General features: G+C 71.4%; 23 protein-coding genes. 22 read left to right on the forward strand and 1 reads right to left on the reverse strand.

All coding sequences use genetic code 11. The features are described 5' to 3' along the window. The first annotated feature begins 33 nt into the window (after positions 1-33). The 8 genes from AWQ70_RS05185 to AWQ70_RS05220 all read left to right on the forward strand — a co-directional run bounded on the left by AWQ70_RS05185 (position 34) and on the right by AWQ70_RS05220 (position 4,805). Positions 34-981: a hypothetical protein gene (locus tag AWQ70_RS05185; RefSeq protein ID WP_067171141.1), complete on the forward strand. Its 948-nt coding sequence runs from the start codon at positions 34-36 to the stop codon at positions 979-981. Continuing rightward, positions 978-1,220 (forward strand): hypothetical protein, encoded by a 243-nt coding sequence (locus AWQ70_RS05190; RefSeq protein ID WP_157529894.1) that lies wholly within the window; start codon positions 978-980, stop codon positions 1,218-1,220. Before AWQ70_RS05185 ends, AWQ70_RS05190 begins: the two co-directional genes overlap by 4 nt. An 18-nt stretch (positions 1,221-1,238) precedes the next feature. Further along, positions 1,239-1,586 (forward strand): hypothetical protein, encoded by a 348-nt coding sequence (locus AWQ70_RS05195; RefSeq protein ID WP_067171147.1) that lies wholly within the window; start codon positions 1,239-1,241, stop codon positions 1,584-1,586. Positions 1,587-1,601: 15 nt separating this feature from the next. Beyond that, positions 1,602-2,306, forward strand: a complete 705-nt coding sequence (locus AWQ70_RS05200) for a hypothetical protein (protein WP_157529895.1) — start codon at positions 1,602-1,604, stop codon at positions 2,304-2,306. Further along, positions 2,303-2,821, forward strand: a complete 519-nt coding sequence (locus tag AWQ70_RS05205; RefSeq protein ID WP_067171153.1) for a hypothetical protein — start codon at positions 2,303-2,305, stop codon at positions 2,819-2,821. The genes AWQ70_RS05200 and AWQ70_RS05205 overlap by 4 nt, the downstream gene beginning before the upstream one ends. Before the next feature lie 214 nt (positions 2,822-3,035). Continuing rightward, the gene (locus AWQ70_RS05210) at positions 3,036-3,566 is read left to right on the forward strand and encodes a hypothetical protein (protein WP_067171155.1); all 531 of its coding nucleotides are present in this window, start codon (positions 3,036-3,038) and stop codon (positions 3,564-3,566) included. 97 nt (positions 3,567-3,663) lie between these two features. Further along, positions 3,664-4,575: a hypothetical protein gene (locus AWQ70_RS05215; RefSeq protein ID WP_067171158.1), complete on the forward strand. Its 912-nt coding sequence runs from the start codon at positions 3,664-3,666 to the stop codon at positions 4,573-4,575. Further along, on the forward strand, positions 4,572-4,805 hold the full coding sequence (locus tag AWQ70_RS05220; protein ID WP_067171161.1) for a hypothetical protein: 234 nt from the start codon (positions 4,572-4,574) through the stop codon (positions 4,803-4,805). The genes AWQ70_RS05215 and AWQ70_RS05220 overlap by 4 nt, the downstream gene beginning before the upstream one ends. A gap of 14 nt (positions 4,806-4,819) precedes the next feature. Here the strand turns inward: AWQ70_RS05220 and AWQ70_RS40405 are convergent, their stop codons facing one another. Beyond that, positions 4,820-5,212, reverse strand: coding sequence for a hypothetical protein (locus AWQ70_RS40405; RefSeq protein ID WP_218004423.1), 393 nt, complete (start codon positions 5,210-5,212; stop codon positions 4,820-4,822). 120 nt (positions 5,213-5,332) lie between these two features. Between AWQ70_RS40405 and AWQ70_RS05230 the strand changes: the two genes are divergently transcribed. From AWQ70_RS05230 to AWQ70_RS05290, 14 genes are all read left to right on the forward strand, one after another. Then, a complete protein-coding gene (locus tag AWQ70_RS05230) occupies positions 5,333-5,713 on the forward strand; it encodes a hypothetical protein (protein ID WP_067171163.1) in 381 nt (126 codons plus the stop codon). A gap of 449 nt (positions 5,714-6,162) precedes the next feature. After that, the gene (locus AWQ70_RS42355; protein ID WP_084516538.1) at positions 6,163-6,516 is read left to right on the forward strand and encodes an HNH endonuclease; all 354 of its coding nucleotides are present in this window, start codon (positions 6,163-6,165) and stop codon (positions 6,514-6,516) included. Between the two features lie 214 nt (positions 6,517-6,730). Continuing rightward, entirely contained in the window at positions 6,731-7,186 is a 456-nt protein-coding gene (locus AWQ70_RS05235; protein WP_067171165.1) for a phage terminase small subunit P27 family, read from the forward strand. Continuing rightward, on the forward strand, positions 7,155-8,924 hold the full coding sequence (locus tag AWQ70_RS05240) for a terminase large subunit (RefSeq protein ID WP_067171168.1): 1,770 nt from the start codon (positions 7,155-7,157) through the stop codon (positions 8,922-8,924). Before AWQ70_RS05235 ends, AWQ70_RS05240 begins: the two co-directional genes overlap by 32 nt. Positions 8,925-8,935: 11 nt before the next feature. Next, positions 8,936-9,133, forward strand: coding sequence for a hypothetical protein (locus AWQ70_RS05245; protein ID WP_067171170.1), 198 nt, complete (start codon positions 8,936-8,938; stop codon positions 9,131-9,133). Continuing rightward, positions 9,133-11,055 (forward strand): phage portal protein, encoded by a 1,923-nt coding sequence (locus tag AWQ70_RS05250; RefSeq protein ID WP_067171173.1) that lies wholly within the window; start codon positions 9,133-9,135, stop codon positions 11,053-11,055. Before AWQ70_RS05245 ends, AWQ70_RS05250 begins: the two co-directional genes overlap by 1 nt. After that, positions 11,055-11,822 carry an HK97 family phage prohead protease gene (locus AWQ70_RS05255; RefSeq protein ID WP_067171176.1) on the forward strand — a complete coding sequence of 256 codons (768 nt, stop codon included), beginning with the start codon at positions 11,055-11,057 and terminating at the stop codon, positions 11,820-11,822. The genes AWQ70_RS05250 and AWQ70_RS05255 overlap by 1 nt, the downstream gene beginning before the upstream one ends. Beyond that, a complete protein-coding gene (locus AWQ70_RS05260) occupies positions 11,819-13,081 on the forward strand; it encodes a phage major capsid protein (protein ID WP_067171179.1) in 1,263 nt (420 codons plus the stop codon). The genes AWQ70_RS05255 and AWQ70_RS05260 overlap by 4 nt, the downstream gene beginning before the upstream one ends. A gap of 2 nt (positions 13,082-13,083) precedes the next feature. Beyond that, the gene (locus AWQ70_RS40165; protein WP_067171182.1) at positions 13,084-13,326 is read left to right on the forward strand and encodes a hypothetical protein; all 243 of its coding nucleotides are present in this window, start codon (positions 13,084-13,086) and stop codon (positions 13,324-13,326) included. Continuing rightward, positions 13,292-13,843, forward strand: a complete 552-nt coding sequence (locus tag AWQ70_RS05270; protein ID WP_067171185.1) for a hypothetical protein — start codon at positions 13,292-13,294, stop codon at positions 13,841-13,843. Before AWQ70_RS40165 ends, AWQ70_RS05270 begins: the two co-directional genes overlap by 35 nt. Continuing rightward, positions 13,840-14,208: a hypothetical protein gene (locus AWQ70_RS05275; RefSeq protein ID WP_157529896.1), complete on the forward strand. Its 369-nt coding sequence runs from the start codon at positions 13,840-13,842 to the stop codon at positions 14,206-14,208. Before AWQ70_RS05270 ends, AWQ70_RS05275 begins: the two co-directional genes overlap by 4 nt. Before the next feature lie 10 nt (positions 14,209-14,218). Beyond that, positions 14,219-14,500: a hypothetical protein gene (locus tag AWQ70_RS05280; protein WP_067171190.1), complete on the forward strand. Its 282-nt coding sequence runs from the start codon at positions 14,219-14,221 to the stop codon at positions 14,498-14,500. Beyond that, positions 14,497-14,931 (forward strand): hypothetical protein, encoded by a 435-nt coding sequence (locus AWQ70_RS05285; RefSeq protein WP_067171192.1) that lies wholly within the window; start codon positions 14,497-14,499, stop codon positions 14,929-14,931. The genes AWQ70_RS05280 and AWQ70_RS05285 overlap by 4 nt, the downstream gene beginning before the upstream one ends. Before the next feature lie 2 nt (positions 14,932-14,933). After that, positions 14,934-15,473: a hypothetical protein gene (locus AWQ70_RS05290; protein WP_067171195.1), complete on the forward strand. Its 540-nt coding sequence runs from the start codon at positions 14,934-14,936 to the stop codon at positions 15,471-15,473. Position 15,474 lies beyond the last annotated feature (1 nt).

A 15,474-nucleotide genomic window follows, 5' to 3' on the forward strand; every position in this document is an offset into this window, starting at 1 on the left:
CGGCGCGCGGCGGGCGGCCCGATGACAATGGTCATGACCGGCACCGCGGTGCTGGCGATCCCGCACGGCGATGTCCTGACCGCGCTGACTCAGGCGGTCCAGCTCGGCACGGCCGCGCTCGGCCTCCTCGTGCGGTACCTGACGTGCCCGCCTCCTCCCGGCATCGGCCGGGAGGAGCTGGCCGCGTCCTACAACCTGAGCGTCGGCGAGCTGCGCCAGGGCAACCGGCAGCTCGCCGAGGCCGGCTACCTGATGCAGGCCCGCCGCCCGAGCGGCAAGAGCTGGCAACACCTGATCGTCGTCACCGACACCCCTGGCCGCCTGCCCGCCGATCACGAGGCATGGGTGCTGCTGGACGCGGCCCTGGCCGCCGAGCAGGCCACCACCTCGCCAGAGGGCGCACATGTTGCGACCAGCGGCAACGCCGCCGAGGACCAGGTCGCAACATCTCCCGAAAAGTCGCACATAGAACCGGTTAACCCCTTCCCTGCACACGATGAGGATCACAAGCCGTCGGTGGTGGCCACCGTCGCGGAGCTGCGGCGCCTCGCCCAGCTCCCGCCGTTACCGGCACCGAAGGAGCAGGGGGACATGTGGCTCACCCCGGGCCAGGTCCTCGCCCTGGCCACCCGGTACCCGCCCAGGTACGGCGACATGGCGCTCGGCGTCCTGTCACGGGAGAACCTGCCGTTCTATCTCGCACCGCGGGTCATGGCGTTGCTGATGCAGGGCTACGACACGCGGCAACTCGCCCGGACACTCCAGGGCGTCGGCGAGGGCGACCACCCGGCCGCGCTCGCCCGGTGGCGGCTGGACCAGCTGCTGCTGGCTCCCGAGCCGGATCACGTCCCGTGGCGGGCGCCGTCCACCGTCCTGGACGGCCCGCCCGCCCCGGCCGACCTGACGACGCGCAGCGGCAGCGGCGCCGCGGCCTGCCGTGCGATCGCCCTGCGCGTGCGAGCGGAGGGCAAGCACAGATGAGCTCTCACCGTCCCCGCTGGATGCCCCTCGTGCAGCTCGGCGACCTGCTGGTCGAGCAGTGTGGCCGCATCCGGACCACCGTCGTCGGCGGCCCGGCGCCCGACCCGTACGACGTCGCCCGGGCGGGCATCACCGCGGCGCTCGCCCGGGCCTGGCCCGAGCTCACCCGTGACCCCGCCTACCTCGAAGCCATGGCCGACGTCGCGCTCGACGCGGTCGCGCCCGAGCTCCGCCGCTAACCCTCCTGAGAGACGACCATGAGGCCCACCCGCCACGACCTGACGCCCTGCCCGAACGGATGCGGCGAGCGCATCCTGTGGACCCGCACCGAGCACGGTGAGCGGCTCGCCGTCGACGCCCAGCCGAGCGCCGACGGCAACCAGGCCGTGATGAAGAACGGGCTCGGCCGGTGGATCTCCCGTTCCCTGGACGGCGCTGGCGCCCTGCCGCCGAGCCCGTACGAACACACGTTCAAGCCACACTTCCGCAAGTCCGGATGCGCCAAGCTCCGGCCCGCGCAGCCCGAACTACCGGGCCTACTCCCCACCAACGTCGTCCGGATCGGCGCACGCCGCGCGAGCGCGCGGCGCCGGACCCGACGCTGACCAACGAGAGAGACCATGTCCCCTGAACTAACCACCAGAATTCGAACGCTTATCGAACGGAGGCAAGCCGCCGGCCGCCTCGTCATGGTCCCCGGCGAGGAGGTCCTGATCCTGCTCGCCGAGCTCGACCAGCAGCGCGACGCGCGAGCCCTCGCCGAGCACCGCCTGGCCGCCGTCGCCCGCGCCCGCACCGACTGGTCCCGCCGCCGCACCGAGTACGAACAGCAGATCCACACCCGCGACGGCGGCTCCACCACCGCCCTGGCCAGCGAGCGCACCCTGGCGCTCGTCCTACGCGAGGCCGATCAGGCCCTGGCCGCGCACCTGCCCGGCGTGGAGGTGGAGGAGGCCGTGCTCAATGGAGACAGAGGAAACCTCGGCAGGCAGGAGCTGGCCGAGTTCTTCGGCAGCGACGCGTTCACCGGCGGCGCCGAGTCAGTCGCCGGCTGGGCAGACCTCGGCATCACCGCAACCCGCCATGGGGACCGGGTGCAGGTCTGGAACGGCGAGACGTTGGTCGGCCTGACCAAGCGATCAAGGGAGTTCCCCGGCCTCGGCGTGTTCCACGCGGTCCTGTTCGTCCACGACGACGGCACCCCACAGACTGTCGGGTTCCCAGCCGGGTTCGTACCGCCGGACCCAATCGCTGCGCGGCGTCGCGAGCAGCTGCGCTGGCTGCCTGAGGGGCATCCGGAGCGCCCGTCCGGGGGTGACCGGTGACCTCATCCGTAGCTGCCGCCGTTCGCGCCGTCCTCGCCCACCCATGGGGCTCCGGGCCCTGGACAGCGCACACCGAGCACCGGTACGACGCCGAGTGCGCCGTCTGCCAGGGGGACGTGGCCCGGGTGCTCGCGATCGCCGCACCGGTCATTGCCCAGCGAGCCGAGGCCGAGCGGGACGAGGCCCGTGCCGTGGCCGAGCGCGACATCACGATCGACTCGTGGCTGTACCGCCGCACCGAGCGGGCCGAGGCTGACGCTCTGGAAGCCCGTGAAGCACTGGTCGTCCAGGAAGGCGAGATGGCCGCAGCACTACAGCTCGCCGAGGAGGCCGAGGACGCCATCGCGTGCGTCCGCGCGTTGGCCAACCTGCCTGAGCGTCCGGACACCTACGACGAGGCGGTCGCCGAGTACCAGGCCGTCGTGGGCTCCACCTGGGACGAGGCGTATTGGCACGCCGCCATGAGTCATGTTGCCGCGGCGCTCGGCGAGCAGCCCAGGGGCGGCGATGGTTGAGCGTCGGTTACCACCCCAGCCGACCGGCGGACGGGCCTGCAGCCACGGGGACGGCAAGCCGTCCGAGGGCTGGCGCTGGTACAAGGCCCTCGGCGCGTGGGCGGCCGTCTGTCATGGGCACAGCGGCGGCACCCGGGCACTCCAGATCGGCGACTTCGTTCCTGACATTGCCAGGGTCGAGCGCGCCCCGTCACCAACCCCGAAGGAATAGATCATGACCGCCATCTGGGTCCAGTCCGACCTGCTACCGGACGGCACGTACGTCGTCGCCATCCACTACGACGACGACCAATCCCGCGTTCTGAACCACGAGGCGGCGCTCCGCTACGCCGCCGCCGTCCACGCGGCGGCTACCCGCGCGGAGCACGACGCCGCGGTGGTCGCCCAACTGGTCAAGATCGGCCTCCCGAAGGCGATCGTCGCCCAGGCCCTCCACGACCTCCGCAACGACCGGCCCCCGCACACCGCGACGATTACTGCGCCCCTCCAGCTCGAGCCCTGCGTTTCGGCCCACCGAGGCGTCGGCTACCTGGAGGTGTACGTCGCGGGCCGCCTCGTGGGCCAGTGGGACCCGGATGACGCCCGCGACCACGCCGCCAACGTGCTCGCCGTACTCGCTGCCGTCGACCTCGACGCCGCGTACCGCCGCTACCTGATCGGCACCGTCGGCCTGGACCGAGCCCGCGCGGAAGCCGCCGTCGGAGGCCTCGCCGCCCACCTCAACGGGGAGACCCGGAGGACATGATGACGTAGATTCGGCGCCCGCGACCACAGCACATGAAGACGATCATGGGAGGTGGCCGCCTCCGCTGACGGCCCCAGGAACCCAGGAGGAGCTGCCCATGCCGCGGCTGCACTGCCCCACATGCAGCGGCACCATGCCCGGCCACCTGCAAGTGTGCCGGTCCTGCGCCGCTGGCACGCTACGGGACCTGGCCGACGTGCCCAGCCTCACCATGGAACTCGATCGTGCTCTCGCCCGGCAGAACGTGTTCGGCGACCGCGCGGGCGGCCGCTCCGCCGAGACGGCGCTCCCCTGGGACCAGCGAGCGCGCGAGGCTCGGCACGTCCTGCGCAGCGCGCTCTCCGGGTGGACGCACTACCTCGCCGACGGCATCCGCCCGATGGCAGGCCCGATCTGCCGGGCCAGATGCGAGCACCAGACCTGCACCTACATCAGCCTCGGCCGCCCCCCTCGGCGCGATGCCACGCCGGGAGCGATGGCCGTCTGGCTGCTGCGCCACCAGCGTCAGCTCCTCGGCCGGGCCACCGCCGATGAAGCCGTCGACGAGATCCGCGAGGCCGTACGGCTCGCGCGGCGCGCGATCGACCGGCCGCCCAGCCTCTGGTACGCCGGACCGTGCGGCGTGGGCGGCTGCGATGCCGACCTGTATGCCCGCCACGGCTCGGCGATCATCCGGTGCCGTGCCTGCTACGCCACGCACGACACCGCGGCGCGCGAGACGTGGCTGCTGCGGCAGGCCACCCATCACCTCGGTACCGCCACCGAGATCGCGCGGGCACTGACCGGGTTCGGGTACGAGGTCACCCCCGCCCGGATCTGGCAATGGGCACACCGCGGCCGCCTCGCCGCGCGCGGCCGCGGCAGGCGTGGCCCGCTGTACCGGGTCGGCGATGTCCTGGACCTCCTGACCGGTGCCGAGCCTCTCGCGGTGCTCGGCCCGGCCTGCGCGAAAGACTGTAAGCACCCCACCTGCAAACTCCTCCGCACACGCCCGAGAAAGGCAGCATGACCATGTCGAACCAGACCAGCACTGTCCTTGTCCTGCTCACGGTCGGCGACCAGGCCGAGCTCGTCACCGACCTGCACCCCAAGTCGGCCCCGCTGCGGGTGCCCGCCGCGCGGATCGCTGAGCAGGCTGGCCTCCCTGCCAACGAGCTGCCCGGCCGGCGCTTCACCGTGACCCGGCTCACCGAGGACGACGCCAACGGCTTCACCCTGCTCAACGACCCGCGACGCTGACCAGCCAGCCGGGCTTACTGCGCCTTTCGAGGCCGCCCGGCCCGGCGGTCCCACCGCTTGTCGAACGCGATGATGTCCGCGCGCGCCCACAGCTTCCCGGCCGCGAGTTCGTATCGCGGCTTCGGGAAGTCTGGGCGCTGCGCGAGCTGCTGGACGCGCTGCCGCGTGACGCCGAGGATCTCGCCCGCCTCGACCGCGCCGACCAGGTCACGCCGTTCGGGTTCGCGCTTGGCAAGCTCGGCCAGGGCGAGCAGCAGCAGATCGGTGGTGTTCCAGTCCTCGCGGCCTTCCTGTTCCAGCTCGTGGGCGAGACGGGCGGCTTCGCTGTCGTCGTAGCCGAGGGCGACGGCGACGCGTCGGGCCGCGTTGAGCATGGCGTGGGAGTGGCTGAGGTTCTCGTTACTCATGAATCCAGCATGGCAAAACTATTGCAGGATCGCAAGGGTTTATGCCATAATGGAGATGTCGGCAAGGGGGTCGGACCCCGAACCGGCAAGCAGGTTGAAAACTCAAGAGAGGAGAACACGGTGGACAACCACCACGAGGACCCGCTCGATGCGCTGGGCCACGCACTGCTGGGGGCTTACGTCCTCATCGGCAAGCTGCTCGGCTGGCTCCCCCTCCCGATCGGACTCCCCCCGATCGACGAGGAGGACTGGGACGGACTGGTCGCCGTCGCCGCCATCGACCGGGCGAGGATCGCGGTGAGGGACCTTCCCCTGGACTCCCTCACCGCGTCGATCATGGACAAGCTGCTCTTGGAGTGGCTGACCGCCCACGATCTGGGCGTGATCACGGAAGTCGTCGGCCGTGACCGGTGGCGACTGGAGGCGCTGTCCTACGCACTCAGCAGGATCACGTCCCTCGCGCAACTCGCGGAATCCCGGCTCCGACCCTACGAGGACTGAGCCACCCCACCGCCCCGGGCAGCCAGCTCGGGGCGGTGGCCCCACCGTCTCCCGCTCTTGAGCCTCGGCCTGGCATCTGCAGACAAAAGGACCGGCGAGGCGGAGCGCCCCAAAGGGCACTCTGATTCGGAACCTCGCCGGTCCGCAGGTTGAAAACTCCGAGAGGAGTTTCAGCCGCCATCGTACCGCTGGCCTGCCGACTTGCGGCCCCTGATCACTCCTGTCATGCTGAAGATCCGCGGACACACGTATGCCCGCAGCCAGCCCCGCCAGTGCGGGGCTTTCGTATTTCCGGGACATGGGGAAGTGGATCCGGAGATCGCAGGGGGGAGGGCGGCAGGGGTCGGCGGCCCCTGCCGCCTCACCCGCGCCGCCCCCCGGGGGCGGCGTAGCCCTCAGAGGCCCTCCGTGGACGGGAGAAGCGGGCCCCGCTTGGAGAGGAGGGCCCCGTGCCGGTCAGCCCCCCGTCCCGGTGCACCGCCCCCCAGTCGCCCCCGTGCCCGGCCCTGGCCGAGCGCGACGGCCGCTGCGGCGACCATCAGCGCAAGCCATGGCAGGGCAAGCAGGGTGCATGGGCGGGCGGCTCCACCCGCCGGTGGCGCCGGGTCCGGGGACAGCATTTGCGAGCCGAGCCCACCTGCCGCCGCTGCGGCGCGCCAGCTGACGAGGTCGATCACATCGTGCGGCTCGAAGACGGCGGCGCGCGATTCGATCACCGCAACCTGCAGAGCTTGTGCGCGCCTTGTCATCAGCTCAAGTCGGCTGAGGACCATCGCAGCGCGCGTGCGCGCGCACAGCGCTGAACGATCGCAAGGCGAAGCATCAGCATCGCGCAGACGAGCGGCTGCTTCGTCAGCGTCAGCGCAGCGACGTTCAGCAGCGGCGCCGCCGCGCCGAGGGGCGCCCGCCGCGAACTCCCGGGGGAAGGGGAGTTCGGATTTCACGCGCCCGGAGGAACGGACACCGGCGCGGTAATTCCGCTTTTCCCCAGTCAGAATCAGCGATAGGGGGTCTGCCATGGGTCGCACCCCGCGGCCAGTCGCGCTGAAGCTGCTGAACGGCACCTCCGAGGGGCGCGACTCCGGCGGCCGCAAGGTCACACCGCCTCCGGCGTTCCGGCGGCTGCCACCCAAGCCGCCGACGTGGCTCACTCGGGAGGCCCGCGCGGAGTGGCGGCGTGTCGCCCCGGAGCTGACCCGGCTGGACCTGCTCAAGGAAGGTGACCGCGCGACGCTCGCGGTGTACTGCGAGACGTGGGCGCGGTTCGTCGAGGCCACCCGGACGATCCAGCGCGAGGGCCTGACCATCGAGGCGAAACAGGGGCTGCTCGCGCATCCCGCGGTGGCGATCGCCCGGTCCGCCGGCCGGGAGCTGCGCGCGTTCGCTGTCCAGTTCGGTCTGACCCCGGCGAGCGAGGGGGCGGTGGCGAAGGGGGCCGACGATGGCGAGGAGGACAACAACCCGTTCGCCTGACGCCGACGTCGAGCTGCCGGACGCCGAGGAGCTCGAGCGGCTCAAGCTCTCGCCCGAGGTCGCCTGGTATCTGCTGTCGCGCGGTATCCCGCTGCCGGACTGCCCGCCGCGGTGGAAGACACCGGAGCCGCGGACCGTGCCCGGCGCCCGGTTCGACCCGGCCCGGGTCGACAAGGTACTCGTCTCCTTCTCGATGCTCCGGCACACGCAAGGGCAGTGGGCCGGGCAGCCGCTTCGGCCGGACCCGTGGCAGATCGCCTACATCCTCGCGCCGGTGTTCGGGTGGGTGCGCTGGGATGACGACGCCGGCGACTACGTCCGGATCGTCAACAGCTTGTACGTGGAGCTGCCGCGCAAGAACGGCAAGAGCACGTTGCTCGGCGGGATCGCGATCTACCTCACCGCGGCTGATGGTGAGCGCGGCGCGCAGGTCGTCGCTGCGGCGACCAACGAGCGTCAGGCGGGTTTCGTCTTCGCGCCGATCAAGCAGCTTGCCGAGCGCGCTCCGGCGCTGAAGAAGCACGTCAAGCCGTTCAAGAAGCGGATCGTCCATCCGAAGTCCGGCAGCTACTTCGAGGTCGTCGCGGCCGTCGCCGACGCCCAGCACGGCGCGAACCTGCACGGCGGCGTGATCGACGAGCTGCACGTCCACAAGGACCCCGAACTCGTCGAGACGATTGAGACCGGCACCGGCTCACGCACGCAGCCGCTGATCGCGATCATCACGACGGCCGACAAGGGCAAGCGGAACACGATCTACGACCGCAAGCGGCGCCGGATCGAGCAGCTCGCCCGCGGCGTGCTCACCGACGCGAGCACGTACGGCGTGGTGTGGTGCGCGGACTGGGAGGACCAGTACGGCGAGGCCCCATTCCAGGAGGAGACCTGGCGCAAGGCCAACCCGGGGTACGGGATCTCCCCGACCCGGGCGTACATGATGCGGGCCGCGACCGAGGCGCGGCAGTCGCCGGCGGACCTGGCGAAGTTCCTGCGGCTGCACCTCGGCATCCGGACCAAGCAGGAAACCCGCTACATCAGCCTGGAGTCCTGGGACCGCAACGCCGGCCTGGTCGACGAGGCGGCGCTGGCCGGGCGGGAGACGTACGGCGGGCTCGACCTGGCGAGCACCTCGGACCTGTCCGCGCTCTGCTGGCTCTTCCCCGACGACGGCACCGGCGGCTATGACGTGCTGTGGCGGATCTGGACGCCGGAGGCCAACCTCGAGGCCCTTGATAAGCGGACCGCGGGCATGGCGAGCGTGTGGGTGCGGCAGGGCTACCTGACCGCCACGCCGGGCAACGTCGCCGACTACGACTGGATCCGGCAGCAGATCGACCGGGACATGTCCGCCTTCAACGTCCGGTCGGTCGGGTTCGACCCGTGGAACGCGACGCAGCTCACCAACGACCTGGCCGCGGCCGGCGCCCCGCTTATCAAGGTCCGGCAGGGCTTCATCACGCTCTCGCCGCCGCTGAAGGAGCTGCAGCGGCTGCTGCTGAAGGGCAGCGCGGAGGAGCCGCTGGTCCGGCACGGCGGGAACCCAGTCGCCCGCTGGTGCGTGGACAACCTGGCGGTGGCCATGGACCCGAGCGAGAACGTCAAGCCGGACAAGGCGAGCTCGGCGGAGAAGATCGACGCGGTCGCGGCCATGGTGACCGCGATGGCCGAGGCGATGGTGCGCGAGCCCGTCAAGACGTCGGCCTACGCCGATGAGAACGCTGAACTGATCGTGATCTGAAGGGGGCCGATGTGGGCTATCGACGGCATGTCGGCCGGCGGCTGATCGTGCAGCTGGACGGCGAGACGCTCGACGGCGTGCTGCAGCGCGCCGACCGGCGCACGCTGACCCTGCGCGAGACCGCCCTCGTCGCCGGGGACCGGCGCACGCCGATCGACGGCCTGGTCGTCATCGAGCGGGCCCGCATCGCCTGGGCTCAGGTGCCGTGATGGCTCGCACGTTCCAGAGTCTCGGGGAGCTGGGCAGCTACCTGGAAGCCGCCGGCGTCCGCGTGGTCGACCCGGGTTACCCGCTGACAGACCTGGCCGACGACGGATGCGCCTACGACGTGTGGCGCTCCCAACCCAGCGTCCGGAAGGTCGTCGACTTCGTCGCGCGCAACGTCGCCAGCGTGCCGCTGCACGTGTACGAGCGGGTGAGTGACCTCGACCGGCAGCGGGTCATCGACCACCCGCTCGCGCGGCTGCTCGCCGCGCCGGCGCCGCGCATGGTGCCGTTCCGGCTCTGGCACGCGCTCCTGGCCGACTGGCTGATCTACGACCGGTGGTGCGCCGCCAAGAAGATCACCGACACCGGCGTGTTGCAGCTCGTCCGCGTGCCGGCGCGGCGTTTCCGGTTCGTCGACGACGGCCTGGACCAGGTCGCCAAGATCGCGATCTGGACGCGCGAGGGCCACTACGACGAGCACGACCCGGACGGCTTCGTCTACGACCACGGGTACTCCCAGCGCGGCGCGAACGGCACGAGCCCGATGGAGACCCTGCGGGACCTGCTCGCCGAGGCCCGCGAAGCGGTGGAGTACCGGCGGGCCGTCTGGGCCAACGGGGCCCGGGTGCCGGCGGTGATCGAGCGTCCGGCTGATGCTCCGTCGTGGGACGACACGGCTCGAGGTCGTTTCGTCTCCAGCATGCGCGCCTTCATCCGTAAGGGCGGCCGCGAGGGCGGCGTGCCGGTGCTCGAGGACGGCATGACCATGAAGGTGGTCAATGCGTTCTCGCCGCGCGACACCGGGGACCTCGAGGGCCGTCGGCTGACCGACGCCGAGGTGGCCAGCGCGTACCACATCGCTCCGGAGCTGGTCGGCGCCCGCGCGGGCACCTACAGCAACATCGAGGCGTACCGGCAGATGCTCTACCGGGACGCGCTCGGCCCGCTGATTGTCGCGGTCGAGCAGGTCCTGAACGCGATGCTGACGCCCGATCTCGCCGGCGGCCGCGCACTGTACGTCGAGGCCAACATCGAGGCCAAGCTCCGCGGCAGCTTCGAGGAGCAGGCCCGCGTCCTGTCGAGCGCGGTGGGCGCGCCGTGGATGCTGCGTTCGGAGGCCCGGGCCCGGGCGAACCTGCCGGCGATCGAGCACGCTGACGAGCTCGTGGTGCCGCTGAACGTCACGGTGGGCGGGCTCGCCTCGCCGAGGGACACGGCGCCGCCCCCAAAAGCGGGCCGCCTCGCCAAGGCGGCGAGGCCTGACGATCTCGGGACGTTCGCGGCCGAGCGGGACGCCTTCGAGCGCGCGCTGACCCACCACCTGGAGGGCCTGGCCGCCGAGCTCACCCGCCGCCTGGAGCTGAAGGCGGCCGACGACCTGGCGGAGGTGTGGGGCACCGAGCGCGCGGAGCGCGAGGCGGCGCTGGCCGAGCTCGTGCTGGCGTGGGGGTATCGCCTCGCTCAGGTCGGCGCGTGGGAGGTCCTCACGAGCTGGAACCCGGAGGCGGACGGCTGGTCGGCCGAGGTGATGTTGGCGTGGCTGGCCAAGGCCGCCGCCACCTACGCCGCGGAGATCGAGCAGGCCACCTATGACCGGGTCGCCGAGGCGGCCGATCAGGGGGATCAGGCGATCCGCGACGCGCTGGCCGGTTGGGCGGAGGTCGCCGCGCTGCACGCGCTGACCGCCAGCACGGAGTTCCGTGGCTTCGGTGGCCACGACGCCGCCAAGGCCTCCGGACTGGCCCGCAAGACCTGGCACGCGCGAGGCCGTAGCAGCCGGCCGACGCACGCGGCCCTGTCCGGCACGAGCGTCGAGATCTGGGACGTGTTCGGCAACGGGGCGCGCTGGCCCGGGGACCGGCGGGCCGGCGCCAAGGAGACCGCGCGCTGCCGGTGCCATCTGACCTACTCGAGGAGCGAGTGATGCTGACCAAGGAGTGTCCCGCACGCATCAAGGCGGCCGGCACCGCCGACGGGCTCGCCGAGGGCCAGTTCGTCGCGCTCGTGTCGGTGTTCGGCAACATCGACAGCGTCGGCGACGTCGTCGTGCCGGGCGCGTTCGCCGATGACCTGGCCCGATGGGTGGCCAAGGGCGACCCGATCCCGGTGATCTGGTCGCACGACTGGCGCGACCCCTTCAGCCACATCGGCACCGTGTTGGAGGCCGAGGAGACCGTCGACGGCCTGGTGGTGAAGGCCCAGATCGAGGACCTGGACACCAACGCGAAGGCCGCGCAGGTGTACCGGCTGCTGAAGGGCCGCCGCGTCACCCAGTTCTCTTTCGCCTACGACATCGACGAGGGCGCGTGGGTCGACGCGAAGGAGGGCCGCAGCTACTACGAGCTGCGCAAGCTCCGGCTGCACGAGGTCGGCCCCTGCCTGGTGGGCGCGAACCAGGAGACCGAACTTCTCGCCGCCAAGGCCGCGACGCTGGCCGAGGCGGTCAAGGGCGGCCGGACGCTGGCCGACGCCCACTATGAGCGGCTCGCGCGAGCCCGGGACGCCATCACCGGCGTCCTGGACGCGCGGCCCACCAAGACCCCCGCGCGCGACGCCGGCCAGCCGCCTGCCGCCGACAACGACGATGCGGCCCGCGCGCCGAAGTCGTCGTCCGCCGATCGGCCGCAGTCACGGACCGCCCAGGCAGCCGCACGGCTCACCCTGATGACGATCACGGACGGAGACTCATGACACTGCGTGAGCAGCTGAAGGCCGCGCTGGCGCGCGCGTCCGAGCTGGCCAAGGCCCTTGCCGAGCGCGACCTTACCGACGAGGAGCTGGAGGAGGTCGCCACCCTCGACGGGCAGGTCAAGGACCTGCGGGTGAAGATCGCCAAGGCGGACGCGTCCCAGAAGATGCTCAAGGAGCTCGCCGACACCGACGCCGACGCGCCGGACGACGATGACGAGGGCGTGCCGCGGCTGAAGACGGCCGACCGGACCGACCGGCAGATGGCCCGGTCGTTCGGCGAGGAGTTCACCAAGTCCGCCGCGTACAAGGCGTTCCGCGAGGCGCACCCGGGCGGGGTCGGCCAGGGCACGCCCATCAACATCGGCCGCGTCAAGGTCGGCACGATGGACGACTGGTTCGCCCGCCGCAAGGCCACCCTCGACACCACGGTGGCGCGGATCCAGCCCATCCGGATGCCGATGGTCGACATGGTCGACCGGCAGGCACTCACCATCCTGGACCTCATCAGCCGCGGCCAGACCGGCGGCAACTTCGAGTACGTACAGGTCACGGAGGTCACCCGCAACGCGGCAATCGTCGCCGAGGGAGCACTCAAGCCCGTCAGCGACATGAAGACCACCATCGCTGATGCGAAGGTGTACACCTACGCCGACGGTTACGACGTCACCAACCAGCTCCTGGCGGACGCGCCCGCGTTCGCCTCGTACATGAACGGCGAGCTGGCGTACTCCCTCGACTACGTGGTCGAGGACAAGCTGCTGAACGGCACCGGAACCGGCGGCGAGCCGAAGGGCCTCCTGCACACCACCGGCGTGCAGGAGGTCACCTACACCCCCGGCTCGGACGCGATGGAGCAGGTCAAGGCGATCCGGCACGCGATCACGAAGGTGACCACGCTGCCCGGCGGGCAGGTCACCGCGGTGCTCATGAGCCCGGAGGACGACGAGGCGTGGGACCTGCTGCAGGACACCACCGACCGGTTCATGGGGCAGGGCCCGTTCGGCTCAGGTCCCGCCACCAGCTGGGGGCGGCCGCGGGCGCTGTCGCAGCGGCTGGCGCCGGGCACGTGCATCCTGGGCGACTGGCGGCAGATCGCGCTGCTGGACCGCGAGGGCCTGTCGGTGATGGCGTTCAACCAGCACAAGGACTACGCCCAGAAGAACATGACCTACGTCCGCGCCGAGCTGCGCGCCGCGCAGGTCATCTGGAAGCCGAACCGGCTCGTCGTCGTCAAGCCGGCCGCGGGCGGCGGGAGCTGACGATGGCCGAGCACAAGATGGTGACCATCGGCGGGGTGCGCTACCGGATCGAGGACGCGCCCCGCGTGGTCGAAACAGCCCCGAGCGGATCCGCCTCGGAGCCGAAGCCGGAGCCCAAGCCCGACCCGGAGCCCAAGCCCGACCCGGAGCCGGAGCCGGAGTCGGAGCCGGAGAAGACCAGCCGCAAGCGGCGTCCGAAGGGCGGTACCGATGCCGATCCCGCCGGGACTGCTGGCCGATCCTGAAGAACTCGCCGAAACCCTCGGCGTACCTGCCGACAACCGGCGGATGCTGGACGCCCTGCGGAACGCCTCCCGCCGGTTCATCGGCGACGTCCGCCACCCGGTCGCGCTCGTCACCAGCGACGAGGTGTGGCTGGACTGCGACGGCAGCGCCTCCCTGCTGCTGCCCGCCGCTCCGGTACTCGCCCGCCCACGGGTCGAGCTCGACGGCCAGGCCCTCGAGGAGGGCGAGTTCGACTGGTCGGAGAAGGGCATCCTGGAGCGGCGGCGGGGGTGCTGGCCGCGGCGGCTGCGCTGCGTCCGGGTGGTCTACGACCACGGGTACGACCCGATCCCCGTCGATATCCAGGCCGCCGTGCTGGCCCAGGCCGAGTCCGCGTTCCGGTCCGTGCCCGGGGTCAGCAGCATGCAGGTGGGCGGGATGACCGTCTCCTACGGCGCGGCGGCCGCCATCGGGGTCACCCAGCAATGGGCCGATGCCGTCACCCGGTACACACTGAACCGCGGAGACCGGGCATGAGCTGGCCTCAGATGTTCAACGCCACGGCGACCCTGGTTCGGCCCGCCTGGCAGGCCGACCGGTACGGCGACCAGATCCCCGACTGGTCCGCCGCAGAACGGCGCGAGCTGTCCGGGCTGTGCATCCAGCCGTCCGCCCAGGTGCTCGTCGCCAACGAGCAGATCGGCAGCGACGGGCGTGACGTACGGATGACCCACTGGCGCGTCTACACCGCCCCGGGCACCGACGCCGACGTGCTCGCGACCGACCGCATCGAGTGGCAAGGCCTGACCTTCGAGGTCGTCGGGGAGGTCGCCCGCTGGCCCAACCCGCTCGGCGGCGGCGTGCACCACATCGAGTTCACCATCGAACGCGTCCAGGGATAGAGGTGATCTCGTGGCCGGTTTCGCAGCGTTCGAGCTGGACCACAAGGGCGTCGGTGAGGTCCTCGCCTCGCCGGAGATACACGCGGTCATCAACGGCCTGGCCGGGCAGATCGCCGCGACCGTCCGCGCCGCGCTGCCCGGCCGGACCGAGGTCGTGGTGGAGTCCTACACCACCGACCGCGGCGCCGCCGCAGTGGTGATCAAGGACCGGCGCGGGATGGGCTGGCAGGCGCGCGACGGCGTGCTCACCCGCGCCGCCGGCGCAGCCGGCCTCGAGGTGCGCGCGCGGTGAAGCCGCTCGTGGTGTTCGGCGACGCGCGCGCCGCCGCGGTCGACGTGCTGCGCGCAGGCCTCGCCGGACGGCCGGAGCCGTACGCCAAGGGCGTGACGTACGGTGCGCGGCCGCCGGTCGACCGCGGCCCGGAGCGGCCGCGGCTGCCGTTCGTGCTCGTCGCCCTCGACGTCGACCTGCCGCAGTACCCGGTCAACAGCCGGGCCACCGTGCGCGTCACGGTCTGGCACCGCACCTCGCAAGACGCCGTCGACCTCGCGCAGCTGTGCCAGGGCCTGCTGTGTGTGCACTCCGGTCCGGTGATCCGCGGCGTGCGGCCGCTCACCGGCCCCGTCCCGGCGGTTGACCCGCTGACCGCCATCGATCTCGCCACGTTCACCGTGGCCGCGAACGTGCGACCAAAGGTGGTCGCCCCGACACGTGAGGAGTAGCCATGGCCGGTAACCCGGAGGCAGCAGCCATCTGGACCGACGCCGACGTCTACGTGGGCCCGCTGACCGCGGTCAATCCCACCAGCGTCACCGACCCGTTCCCCGCCACCTGGGGGCTGGTCGGCCTCCTGGACGGCGGCAAGGGCTTCACCGAGAAGCGTGAGGAACAGGTGTCCGACCACTACGCGTGGGGCGGGATCCTGGTCCGCACCTCCCGCTCGCGCTTCAAACTGACCAGGTCGTTCACCGTTTTGGAGGACAACGAGCAGACGCGCAAGCTGATCTGGCCGGGCTCGACAGCGACGCAGATCATCGTGCCGCGCCCGACCCCGGTCAAGCTCGCGTTCGAGGCCCGCGAGGGCGACAAGATCAAGCGACTGATCACCCGGCGGTACGCCGAGGTCTCCGTCGACGGCGACATCACCGAGAACGAGGAGGACCTGGCCGCGGTCACCCTCGTCGCGACGATCTTCCCCGACTCCTCAGGTGTGCTTTTCGACCGCCAGCACACCGAAGAAGACGAGCCCGGCGCAGGCGAGTGAG

Origin of the sequence: Microtetraspora niveoalba, assembly GCF_001570405.1 — a bacterium.
Taxonomy (GTDB): Bacteria; Actinomycetota; Actinomycetes; order Streptosporangiales; family Streptosporangiaceae; genus Microtetraspora; species Microtetraspora niveoalba.